This is a genomic window from Escherichia ruysiae, assembly GCF_031323975.1.
GTDB classification, from domain to species: Bacteria; Pseudomonadota; Gammaproteobacteria; order Enterobacterales; family Enterobacteriaceae; genus Escherichia; species Escherichia ruysiae.
The window spans coordinates 2,252,862-2,264,097 of the sequence record NZ_JAVIWS010000001.1 but is presented as its reverse complement, the minus strand read 5'-3'; the positions used below and the strand labels follow the sequence as shown (position 1 = coordinate 2,264,097).

Here is an 11,236-nt window from a genome sequence, read left to right as displayed (position 1 = left end):
ATGAAGCCCCTATGACAAGGATAAAAATAAACGCACGCCGTATCTTCAGCTTATTGATTCCTTTTTTCTTTTTCACTTCTGTTCACGCTGAACAAACGGCCGCTCCCGCGAAACCTGTAACTGTGGAAGCGAAGAATGAAACCTTTGCCCCGCAGCACCCCGATCAATATCTCTCCTGGAAAGCCACCTCGGAACAATCAGAGCGTGTTGACGCACTGGCGGAAGATCCACGTCTGGTGATCCTGTGGGCGGGGTATCCCTTCTCACGCGATTACAACAAGCCGCGTGGACATGCCTTTGCTGTGACCGATGTACGTGAAACGTTGCGTACCGGTGCGCCGAAAAACGCTGAAGATGGTCCGCTACCGATGGCATGCTGGAGTTGTAAAAGCCCGGATGTGGCGCGTCTGATCCAGAAAGACGGTGAAGATGGCTACTTCCACGGTAAATGGGCGCGCGGCGGCCCGGAAATCGTCAACAATTTAGGTTGTGCCGATTGCCATAACACTGCCTCACCAGAGTTCGCCAAAGGCAAGCCGGAGTTAACCCTTTCCCGTCCGTATGCGGCTCGCGCGATGGACGCCATTGGTAAACCTTTTGAGAAAGCCGGACGTTTCGACCAGCAATCGATGGTTTGCGGTCAGTGCCATGTGGAGTATTACTTCGACGGCAAAAACAAAGCCGTTAAATTCCCGTGGGATGACGGCATGAAAGTCGAAAACATGGAGCAGTATTACGACAAAATTGCCTTCTCTGACTGGACTAACTCCCTGTCGAAAACGCCAATGCTGAAAGCGCAGCACCCGGAATATGAAACCTGGAGTGCGGGCATTCACGGTAAAAACAACGTGACCTGTATCGACTGCCATATGCCAAAAGTGCAGAACGCCGAAGGCAAACTCTACACCGACCATAAAATTGGCAATCCGTTTGATAACTTCGCCCAGACTTGTGCGAACTGCCATACCCAGGACAAAGCCACGCTGCAAAAAGTGGTCGCGGAGCGTAAACAGTCGATTAACGACCTGAAAATCAAGGTCGAAGATCAACTGGTTCACGCCCACTTCGAAGCGAAAGCGGCGCTGGATGCTGGCGCGACGGAAGCCGAAATGAAGCCGATTCAGGACGATATCCGTCATGCTCAGTGGCGTTGGGATCTGGCGATCGCTTCCCACGGCATTCATATGCACGCGCCGGAAGAAGGTCTGCGGATGCTTGGCACGGCGATGGATAAAGCGGCGGATGCGCGTACCAAACTGGCGCGTTTGCTGGCGACCAAAGGCATCACCCATGAAATCCAGATCCCGGATATCTCGACCAAAGAGAAAGCCCAGCAGGCCATTGGCCTGAACATGGAACAAATCAAGGCCGAGAAGCAGGACTTCATCAAAACGGTGATCCCACAGTGGGAAGAGCAGGCACGTAAAAACGGTCTGTTAAGCCAATAACCCCCGTTCCGCCTCGCAAGGGGCGGAAAACACAATGGAGTGAATATGAGCGTATTACGTTCGTTATTAACTGCCGGGGTGCTGGCGTCGGGCCTGTTGTGGAGCCTGAACGGAATTACCGCTACCCCTGCGGCGCAGGCATCTGGTGATCGCTACGAAGTTACCCAGCAGCGTAACCCGGATGCCGCCTGTCTGGACTGTCATAAGCCAGACACCGAAGGTATGCATGGCAAACATGCTTCCGTTATCAACCCGAATAATAAATTGCCGGTTACCTGCACCAACTGTCACGGCCAGCCGTCACCGCAACACCGCGAAGGGGTGAAAGATGTGATGCGCTTTAACGAGCCGATGTACAACGTTGGTGAGCAGAACAGTGTTTGTATGTCCTGCCATCTGCCGGAACAGTTGCAAAAAGCGTTCTGGCCGCACGATGTCCACGTGACTAAAGTGGCGTGCGCCAGCTGCCATTCCCTGCATCCACAGCAAGATACGATGCAGACGTTAAGTGACAAAGGACGGATTAAGATTTGCGTCGATTGCCACAGCGATCAGCGCACCAATCCGAACTTTAACCCGGCGTCTGTTCCGTTGCTTAAGGAGCAGCCATGACCTGGTCACGTCGCCAGTTTCTCACCGGCGTCGGCGTGCTGGCAGCCGTCAGCGGCACCGCAGGACGCGTGGTGGCGAAAACGTTGAATATCAATGGCGTGCGTTACGGCATGGTGCATGACGAGTCGTTATGCATCGGCTGTACCGCCTGTATGGATGCTTGTCGGGAAGTAAACAAGGTGCCGGAAGGTGTCTCGCGCCTGACGATTATTCGTAGCGAGCCACTGGGCGAATTTCCTGATGTGAAATATCGCTTCTTCCGTAAGTCTTGCCAGCACTGCGACCATGCGCCTTGCGTTGACGTCTGCCCGACCGGCGCCTCTTTTCGCGATGCCGCCAGCGGGATTGTCGATGTTAATCCGGATCTCTGCGTCGGTTGTCAGTACTGCATCGCCGCCTGTCCGTACCGCGTGCGCTTTATCCATCCGGTCACGAAGACGGCGGACAAATGCGATTTCTGCCGTAAGACCAATTTACAGGCCGGTAAGCTACCCGCGTGCGTTGAAGCTTGCCCGACGAAAGCACTGACGTTTGGCAATCTGGACGATCCTAACAGTGAGATTTCGCAACTGCTGCGCCAGAAGCCCTCTTACCGCTACAAGCTGGCGCTGGGAACCAAACCGAAGCTGTACCGCGTACCGTTTAAATACGGGGAGGTGAGTCAATGACGCAGGCTTCCGCATTTCATTTTGAATCACTGGTGTGGGACTGGCCGATTGCCATCTATCTGTTTTTGGTGGGGATTTCTGCCGGGCTGGTGACGCTGGCGGTGTTGCTGCGTCGCTTCTACCCGCAGGCGGGCGGCGCAGACAGTACGTTGCTGCGTACCACGCTGATTGTCGGGCCTGGCGCGGTGATCCTCGGTCTGTTGATCCTCGTCTTCCACCTGACGAGACCGTGGACCTTCTGGAAGCTGATGTTCCACTACAGTTTTACCTCGGTGATGTCGATGGGGGTAATGCTGTTTCAGCTCTACATGGTGGTGCTGGTGCTGTGGCTGGCGAAAATCTTTGAACACGATTTGCTTGCCCTGCAACAACGCTGGTTGCCGAAGCTGGGGATCGTGCAAAAGGTTCTGAACCTGCTGTCACCCGTTCATCGCGGACTGGAAACGCTGATGCTGGTGCTGGCGGTGCTGCTGGGGGCTTATACAGGCTTTCTGCTGTCGGCGCTGAAATCGTATCCGTTCCTCAATAACCCGATCCTGCCGGTGCTGTTCCTCTTCTCCGGCATCTCGTCCGGTGCGGCGGTGGCGCTGATCGCCATGGCGATACGCCAGCGCAGTAATCCGCATTCCACGGAAGCGCACTTTGTTCACCGTATGGAAATCCCTGTGGTATGGGGTGAAATCTTCCTGCTGGTGGCGTTTTTCGTCGGCCTGGCGCTGGGCGATGACGGTAAAGCTCGTGCGCTGGTGGCGGCGTTGGGCGGTGGTTTCTGGACGTGGTGGTTCTGGCTTGGTGTCGCCGGGCTGGGGCTGATTGTGCCAATGTTGCTCAAACCGTGGGTGAATCGCAGTTCCGGCATTTCTGCCGTGCTGGCGGCGTGTGGAGCCAGCCTGGTCGGTGTGTTGATGCTGCGTTTTTTCATTCTCTACGCCGGACAGTTGACGGTGGCGTAAACCAGAAAAGAGGTGGTTTCTGGACGTATTCCTTCCTGAAGTCGGTTTTCTGGCGTTGTTGTTAAGTCTTGGGGTCAATGTGTTGACCCCGTTGACGACCTTCGCGGGAGTGCGGTTGCGCTGGCCTGCCATGATGCGACTCACCAGCATCGGCATTCTGGCGCAGTTCGCGCTCCTGCTGCTCGCCTTTGGCGTACTGACGTATTGTTTTCTCATCAGCGATTTCTCGGTCATTTATGTCGCCCAACATAGCTATAGCCTGCTGTCGTGGGAACTCAAACTGGCGGCGGTGTGGGGCGGTCATGAAGGTTCGCTGCTGCTTTGGGTGCTGCTGCTTTCCGCCTGGAGCGCGCTGTTTGCCTGGCATTATCGGCAGCAAACCGATCCGTTATTTCCGCTGACGTTAGCCGTTTTATCTCTCATGCTCGCCGCGCTGCTACTGTTTGTAGTGCTGTGGTCCGATCCCTTTGTACGGATATTTCCGCCAGCAATCGAAGGCCGCGATCTCAATCCGATGCTGCAACATCCCGGTCTTATCTTCCATCCGCCGCTGCTCTATCTCGGCTATGGTGGTTTGATGGTGGCGGCGAGTGTGGCGCTGGCGAGTCTACTGCGCGGCGAGTTTGATGCGTCTAGCGCCCGAATTTGCTGGCGCTGGGCACTACCTGGCTGGAGTGCATTAACAGCGGGGATCATCCTCGGTTCCTGGTGGGCCTATTGCGAACTCGGCTGGGGCGGCTGGTGGTTCTGGGATCCGGTGGAAAACGCCTCTTTATTACCCTGGCTTTCTGCCACTGCGCTGCTGCACAGTTTATCCCTGACACGCCAGCGGGGGATTTTCCGCCACTGGTCGCTGTTGCTGGCGATAGTTACTCTGATGCTGTCGCTGCTGGGCACGTTGATTGTCCGTTCCGGCATTCTGGTTTCGGTTCATGCGTTCGCGCTGGATAACGTCCGCGCCGTGCCGTTGTTCAGCCTGTTTGCACTGATTAGCCTTGCGTCTTTGGCTCTGTATGGCTGGCGAGCGCGGGACGGTGGCCCGGCGGTGCGTTTTTCGGGGTTATCGCGGGAAATGTTAATCCTCGCTACGCTGTTGCTGTTTTGCGCAGTGCTACTGATCGTGCTGGTGGGAACGCTTTATCCGATGATTTACGGCCTGCTGGGCTGGGGACGCCTCTCCGTTGGCGCGCCGTATTTTAACCGCGCGACGTTACCGTTTGGTCTGTTGATGCTGGTGGTGATTGTGCTGGCGACGTTTGTCTCTGGCAAACGCGCGCAGCTTCCGGCGCTGGTAGCTCATGCGGGCGTGCTGTTATTTGCCGCCGGGATCGTGGTCTCCAGCGTCAGCCGTCAGGAGATCAGCCTGAATTTACAGCCGGGTCAGCAGGTGACGCTGGCAGGATACACCTTCCGTTTTGAGCGCCTCGATCTACAAGCCAAAGGTAATTACACCAGCGAAAAAGCGATAGTGGCGTTATTTGACCATCAGCAACGCATTGGTGAACTGACACCGGAGCGGCGTTTTTACGAAGCACGTCGTCAGCAAATGATGGAGCCGTCAATTCGCTGGAACGGCATCCATGACTGGTATGCGGTCATGGGTGAAAAAACCGGAGCGGATCGTTACGCTTTTCGTTTGTATGTACAAAGCGGTGTGCGCTGGATCTGGGGGGGAGGATTGTTGATGATTGCGGGCGCATTGTTAAGCGGATGGCGGGGGAGGAAGCGCGATGAATAAAGGACTTCTCACTTTGCTGCTGCTGTTCGCCTGTTTTGCGCGCGCTCAGGTCGTAGACACCTGGCAATTCGCCAGTCCGCAACAACAGGAACAGGCGTTAAGTATTGCCAGTCAGTTACGCTGTCCGCAGTGCCAAAATCAGAACTTACTGGAATCCAACGCGCCGGTGGCGGTCAGTATGCGTCATCAGGTTTACAGCATGGTGGCGGAGGGGAAGAACGAAGTCGAAATCATTGGCTGGATGACCGAACGCTACGGAGATTTTGTTCGCTATAACCCACCGTTAACGGGTCAGACGCTGGTGTTGTGGGCGCTGCCTGTGGTGTTGTTACTGCTGATGGCACTGATCCTCTGGCGAGTGAGGGCGAAGCGATGAAACAGCCCAAAATACCGGTGAAAATGCTGACAATACTCACGATTTTGATGCTATTTCTCTGTGTCGGCAGTTATCTGTTAAGCCCAAAATGGCAGGCGGTACGTGCGGAGTATCAGCGTCAGCGCGATCCGCTACATCAGTTTGCCAGCCAGCAAACCCCGGAAGCGCAGCTTCAGGTATTGCAGGATAAAATCCGCGCTAATCCACAAAACAGCGAACAATGGGCGTTACTGGGCGAGTATTACCTGTGGCAAAACGATTACAGTAATTCGCTGCTGGCATACCGTCAGGCGTTGCAACTACGTGGTGAGAACGCTGAACTGTATGCGGCGCTGGCGACGGTGCTTTATTACCAGGCCAGCCAGCATATGACCGCCCAGACTCGCGCAATGATCGACAAAGCCCTCGCGCTGGACGAAAACGAAATTACCGCCCTGATGCTGCTGGCTTCCGATGCTTTTATGCAGGCGAATTACGCGCAGGCCATCGAACTATGGCAAAAAGTGATGGATCTCAATTCACCCAGGGTCAACCGGACACAGTTGGTCGAGTCGATTAATATGGCGAAACTGTTGCAGCGGAGATCGGATTAATCATCTGGTGATGAAGATTATGTCATTGAGCTGCATAAAAAATAATCGAATGAATACATGTAAAAAATAATCACCATTAACGATTATTGCAGATTAAACAAATAAAAATCTTTCTATAACAAATGGTTATTCATATAACCTGTCATAAACTCGCGTTATTATGCATTAATGCAGCGAAAAGCTCTGTTGTTAAAGGGTTGCGCAACATACCGCGCAAATGATACTGATCATAAGCGTTAAAAAAATCTACAAACCAACGCAACACAATTCATGCCCTGGCAGTATGTCACGTTCTCGCGTTTCTGAACGGGGAACGGTGCTCCATTGAGGAAGTCATTCATATGAAAAATATAAAATTCAGCCTGGCCTGGCAGATTCTGTTTGCTATGGTGCTGGGCATTCTCCTGGGAAGCTACCTGCACTACCATAGCGACAGTCGCGAATGGCTGGTCGTCAATTTGCTCTCTCCGGCGGGTGATATCTTCATCCACCTGATCAAAATGATTGTTGTGCCGATTGTGATCTCCACGCTGGTGGTAGGTATCGCGGGTGTTGGTGATGCCAAACAGCTTGGGCGTATTGGCGCGAAAACCATTATCTACTTTGAAGTGATCACCACCGTCGCCATCATTCTGGGGATCACTCTGGCAAACGTCTTCCAGCCCGGTGCCGGGGTGGATATGTCGCAGCTGGCGACCGTCGATATCTCGAAATATCAGAGCACTACGGAAGCGGTACAAAGCAGTTCCCACGGCATTATGGGCACGATTTTGTCGCTGGTGCCGACGAACATTGTGGCGTCGATGGCGAAAGGCGAAATGCTGCCGATCATCTTCTTCTCGGTGCTGTTTGGTCTGGGGCTTTCCTCCCTGCCCGCGACGCATCGTGAACCGCTGGTGACCGTGTTCCGCTCCATCTCTGAAACCATGTTTAAAGTGACTCACATGGTGATGCGTTATGCACCGGTGGGTGTGTTTGCGCTGATTGCGGTGACGGTGGCTAACTTTGGTTTCTCTTCTCTGTGGCCACTGGCGAAACTGGTGCTGCTGGTGCATTTCGCCATTCTGTTCTTCGCGCTGGTAGTGCTGGGAATTGTGGCGCGCCTGTGCGGGTTAAGCGTCTGGATCCTGATTCGTATTCTGAAAGATGAGCTGATTCTGGCGTACTCCACTGCCAGCTCTGAAAGCGTACTGCCGCGAATTATTGAGAAGATGGAAGCCTACGGAGCACCGGCGTCGATCACCAGCTTCGTGGTGCCGACCGGTTACTCCTTTAACCTCGATGGTTCGACGCTGTATCAAAGTATTGCCGCTATCTTTATCGCGCAGTTGTATGGAATTGACCTGTCTATCTGGCAGGAAATCATTCTGGTGCTGACGCTGATGGTGACCTCGAAAGGGATTGCTGGCGTGCCTGGCGTGTCGTTTGTGGTGCTGCTGGCAACGCTGGGTAGTGTCGGTATTCCGCTGGAAGGTCTGGCGTTTATTGCCGGTGTTGACCGTATCCTCGACATGGCGCGTACCGCGCTGAACGTGGTGGGTAATGCGCTGGCTGTGCTGGTGATTGCCAAGTGGGAACACAAATTTGACCGCAAAAAGGCGATGGCTTATGAGCGTGAAGTGCTGGGCAAATTTGATAAAACTGCGGATCAATAATTGAAGATTGCCGGGGATATCCCCCGGCAATGTGTGGATGCCTGATGCGACGCTTGCCGCGTCTTATCAGGCCTATCTTAACCGTTGGTTAATTTTTCAAACTCTTCACACCCGGTATCAAACCCTTCCATACAGCTCAGGTTCAACCAGTGCAGCGCCTTTTGTTTGTTCTTCTCGATAAAACCCTCTTCACCGTTTAAGAACATCATCCCCGCCCAGTACTCGGAATAACCGGTACGGGAAATCGCGGAGCTGCGTTTGAAATACCAGGTTGCTTTGTCGTCGTCAGCCGTGATGCCTACGCCGTTGGCGTAAATCAAGCCAAGCAGCATCTGGGCATCAACGGCGGTATCATTCTCTAAATCTTCCGAGGCGTTTTCTAACAGAGAAATCGCCTTCGGATAATCTGGTTTACCCGCCTGGCTATTAACCAGAATATGCGCCAGCGTCACTTCACCTTCTTTACTGCCCGCCTGTGCTGCTTTCTCGGCGAGCACTTTTGCTTGTGGATAGTCCAGACTGACCGGATTGGTGATTTTGATCTGCGCTAACAGCGCGCAGGCATCGGCATCACCGCTGTCAGCGGCTTTCTGTGCCCAATATTCGGCTTTGCTCAAATCGCCGGAGCTAAACCAGCTGTCGGCAAGAAAATATTGTGCGCGTCGATCCCCGGCCTCTGCTGCCTTTAAATACTGGCTGCCAGGCTCGGAGTCGTTCGCGTGGGCAAAGAATGTCAAAAACAACATCAATGCGATAATTTTTTTCATTTTGATAATACGATTGGGTAGGGAGTAACCAGTATAAAGAGTTCGAATGGATAAAAAAACAGCCTCCGAAAGGAGGCTGTAAGAGGGACTGATTTACGCCAGCGCCGCTTCGCGCAGGCGAGTTTTCAACTTGTTGTACTCGTCAATCACGTACTGCTCGGCGGCGCGCTGATCGGCGATCGGCTCGACGCGCACGGCGCAGTATTTGTACTCCGGCGTTTTCGTAATCGGGCTTAAGTTCTCGGTAACCAGCTCGTTACAGGCACCAATCCACCACTGGTAAGTCATGTAAATCGCCCCTTTGTTCGGACGATCGCTGACCTGCGCACGGGTGATAATTTTGCCTTTACGCGAGTGCACCCAAACCAATGCCTCGTCTTCAATACCCAGACGTTTGGCGTCTTCGGTATTAATTTGCGCGTAGCCAGGTTCATCAGCCAGCGCCGCCAGCGCCGCACAGTTACCAGTCATCGAACGACAAGAGTAGTGACCGACTTCACGCACCGTTGACAGCACCATCGGGTACTCATCGGTGAGCTTGTCGATTGGCGCTACCCAGTCGCAGGTGAAGAACTGCGCCAGACCGTTCGGGGTATCAAACTTCTCTTTAAACAGATAAGAAGTCCCCTGATCGGCATCTGAAGTATCGCGGCAAGGCCACTGAATGAAGCCCAGTTCGCCCATTTTCTCGTAAGTCGCACCGTAGAAATCCGGGCACAGATGACGCAACTCATCCCAGATCTCCTGGGTGTTGTTGTAGTGCATCGGATAACCCATACGGGTGGCGATTTCACTGATGATTTGCCAGTCCGTTTTCAGATCCCACTTCGGTTCAACCGCCTTGAAGAAACGCTGGAAGCCACGGTCAGCCGCAGTGTAGACACCTTCATGCTCGCCCCACGAGGTTGACGGTAAAATAACATCCGCCGCCGACGCGGTTTTGGTCATAAAGATATCCTGGACGATGACCAGTTCCAGATCTTCAAAGGCTTTACGTACTGCCGACAGTTCCGCGTCCGTTTGTAGCGGATCTTCGCCCATAATGTACGCCGCACGGACTTCGCCATGCGCCGCACGGTGCGGCAGTTCGCTGATGCGATAACCGGTATGGGCCGGCAGGCTTTCCACGCCCCAGGCTTTGGCGAATTTCTCGCGGTTAGCCGGATCTTTCACGTACTGATAGCCCGGATACGTATCCGGCAGCGCGCCCATATCGCAGGCACCCTGCACGTTGTTCTGACCACGAACCGGGTTAACGCCCGCATGTGGCTTACCGAGGTTACCGGTCAGCATCGCGAGGCTGGTCAGAGAACGCACGGTTTCCACGCCCTGATAGAACTGGGTAACACCCATGCCCCACAGAATGGATGCGCTTTCGGCCTGGGCATACATCCGCGCCGCCTGACGAATCTCACTGGCGCTGACGCCGGTGATATCTTCAACCGACTCCGGCGTGTAGCCTTCAACGATTTTACGATACTCTTCAAAGCCTTCTGTGCGAGAAGCGACGAACGCTTTGTCGTACAGATTTTCTTCAATAATGACATGGCCCATCGCATTCAACAGCGCGATGTTCGAGCCGTTTTTCAGGGCGATGTGCATGTCAGCAATGCGCGCGGTTTCAATTTTGCGCGGATCGCAGACGATAATTTTCGCCCCGTTACGTTTAGCGTTAATTACGTGATTCGCCACGATTGGGTGGGAATCTGCCGGGTTGTACCCGAAAACGAACACTAAATCGGTATTATCAATTTCGTTAATGGCATTGCTCATTGCGCCGTTACCGACCGATTGGTGCAGACCTGCAACCGATGGGCCGTGTCAGACGCGAGCGCAGCAGTCAACGTTATTAGTACCAATAACGGCGCGCGCAAATTTTTGCATTACATAGTTGGTTTCGTTACCCGTACCACGCGAGGAGCCGGTCGTCTGGATGGCATCCGGACCGTACTTCTCTTTGATGGCGCTCAGGCGCTCGGCAACGTAATTCAGTGCCTCATCCCAGGAAACAGGTTCGAGTTTGCCGCCACGCTGGCGACGGATCATGGGGGTTTTCAGGCGCGGGGTCAGGATCTGGGTATCGTTAATGAAATCCCAGCCATAATAACCCTTCAGACACAGAGTACCCTGGTTGGTTTTCCCCTGCGCTGCCTCCGCCCGGACGATTTTGCCGTTATCGACGACCAGGTTGATTTTGCAACCTGATGCGCAATATGGGCAAACCGTGACGACTTTTTTCATCGGTCTCGCTCCAGTTAATCAAATCACGCATACGCGCTCTCGACTACAGTATGCATCTTTTATGCCACATTTTATTTGGGGACATTCCTTGATATTACGGGCACTATTTATTCAAAACTCTGACGAAAAACAGGCTGTCGTCAGTTTTGACGTGACGAAACGAAATACCGCGTGACAGCCATCAC

At 53.8% G+C, this 11,236-nt stretch carries 10 protein-coding genes; 8 read left to right on the top strand and 2 right to left on the bottom strand.

The window, feature by feature from the left end; genetic code table 11:
• Nucleotides 1-11: 11 nt before the first annotated feature.
• From nrfA to gltP, 8 genes are all read left to right on the top strand, one after another.
• Entirely contained in the window at nucleotides 12-1,448 is a 1,437-nt protein-coding gene (nrfA, locus tag RGV86_RS11090) for an ammonia-forming nitrite reductase cytochrome c552 subunit (RefSeq protein ID WP_000196872.1), read from the top strand.
• A gap of 45 nt (nucleotides 1,449-1,493) precedes the next feature.
• Complete coding sequence (gene nrfB / locus RGV86_RS11085) at nucleotides 1,494-2,060, top strand: cytochrome c nitrite reductase pentaheme subunit (protein WP_010344836.1); 567 nt, start codon at nucleotides 1,494-1,496, stop codon at nucleotides 2,058-2,060.
• Nucleotides 2,057-2,728 (top strand): cytochrome c nitrite reductase Fe-S protein, encoded by a 672-nt coding sequence (gene nrfC / locus RGV86_RS11080; protein ID WP_000220269.1) that lies wholly within the window; start codon nucleotides 2,057-2,059, stop codon nucleotides 2,726-2,728. The genes nrfB and nrfC overlap by 4 nt, the downstream gene beginning before the upstream one ends.
• Nucleotides 2,725-3,681, top strand: a complete 957-nt coding sequence (gene nrfD / locus RGV86_RS11075) for a cytochrome c nitrite reductase subunit NrfD (protein WP_085461283.1) — start codon at nucleotides 2,725-2,727, stop codon at nucleotides 3,679-3,681. Before nrfC ends, nrfD begins: the two co-directional genes overlap by 4 nt.
• A gap of 19 nt (nucleotides 3,682-3,700) precedes the next feature.
• Nucleotides 3,701-5,419, top strand: a complete 1,719-nt coding sequence (locus RGV86_RS11070) for a heme lyase CcmF/NrfE family subunit (protein ID WP_171000945.1) — start codon at nucleotides 3,701-3,703, stop codon at nucleotides 5,417-5,419.
• Nucleotides 5,412-5,795 carry a heme lyase NrfEFG subunit NrfF gene (gene nrfF / locus RGV86_RS11065; protein ID WP_032226464.1) on the top strand — a complete coding sequence of 128 codons (384 nt, stop codon included), beginning with the start codon at nucleotides 5,412-5,414 and terminating at the stop codon, nucleotides 5,793-5,795. Before RGV86_RS11070 ends, nrfF begins: the two co-directional genes overlap by 8 nt.
• The gene (nrfG, locus tag RGV86_RS11060) at nucleotides 5,792-6,388 is read left to right on the top strand and encodes a heme lyase NrfEFG subunit NrfG (RefSeq protein ID WP_000812886.1); all 597 of its coding nucleotides are present in this window, start codon (nucleotides 5,792-5,794) and stop codon (nucleotides 6,386-6,388) included. The genes nrfF and nrfG overlap by 4 nt, the downstream gene beginning before the upstream one ends.
• A 341-nt stretch (nucleotides 6,389-6,729) precedes the next feature.
• Complete coding sequence (gltP, locus tag RGV86_RS11055) at nucleotides 6,730-8,043, top strand: glutamate/aspartate:proton symporter GltP (RefSeq protein ID WP_085461281.1); 1,314 nt, start codon at nucleotides 6,730-6,732, stop codon at nucleotides 8,041-8,043.
• Between the two features lie 77 nt (nucleotides 8,044-8,120).
• On the opposite strand, the gene yjcO is transcribed toward gltP, so the two are convergent.
• Nucleotides 8,121-8,810 carry a Sel1 family TPR-like repeat protein YjcO gene (yjcO, locus tag RGV86_RS11050; protein ID WP_000719884.1) on the bottom strand — a complete coding sequence of 230 codons (690 nt, stop codon included), beginning with the start codon at nucleotides 8,808-8,810 and terminating at the stop codon, nucleotides 8,121-8,123.
• Between the two features lie 93 nt (nucleotides 8,811-8,903).
• Nucleotides 8,904-11,051, bottom strand: coding sequence for a formate dehydrogenase subunit alpha (fdhF, locus tag RGV86_RS11045; RefSeq protein WP_077629246.1), 2,148 nt, complete (start codon nucleotides 11,049-11,051; stop codon nucleotides 8,904-8,906).
• Between the last annotated feature and the right edge of the window lie 185 nt (nucleotides 11,052-11,236).

What these genes read in the sequence shown, in the direction of transcription:
- nrfA (WP_000196872.1), top strand. Translation starts at nt 12, where the DNA reads ATGACAAGGATAAAAATAAACGCACGCCGTATCTTCAGCTTATTGATT.
- nrfB (WP_010344836.1), top strand. Translation starts at nt 1,494, where the DNA reads ATGAGCGTATTACGTTCGTTATTAACTGCCGGGGTGCTGGCGTCGGGC.
- nrfC (WP_000220269.1), top strand. Translation starts at nt 2,057, where the DNA reads ATGACCTGGTCACGTCGCCAGTTTCTCACCGGCGTCGGCGTGCTGGCA.
- nrfD (WP_085461283.1), top strand. Translation starts at nt 2,725, where the DNA reads ATGACGCAGGCTTCCGCATTTCATTTTGAATCACTGGTGTGGGACTGG.
- nrfF (WP_032226464.1), top strand. Translation starts at nt 5,412, where the DNA reads ATGAATAAAGGACTTCTCACTTTGCTGCTGCTGTTCGCCTGTTTTGCG.
- nrfG (WP_000812886.1), top strand. Translation starts at nt 5,792, where the DNA reads ATGAAACAGCCCAAAATACCGGTGAAAATGCTGACAATACTCACGATT.
- gltP (WP_085461281.1), top strand. Translation starts at nt 6,730, where the DNA reads ATGAAAAATATAAAATTCAGCCTGGCCTGGCAGATTCTGTTTGCTATG.
- yjcO (WP_000719884.1), bottom strand. Translation starts at nt 8,810, where the DNA reads ATGAAAAAAATTATCGCATTGATGTTGTTTTTGACATTCTTTGCCCAC.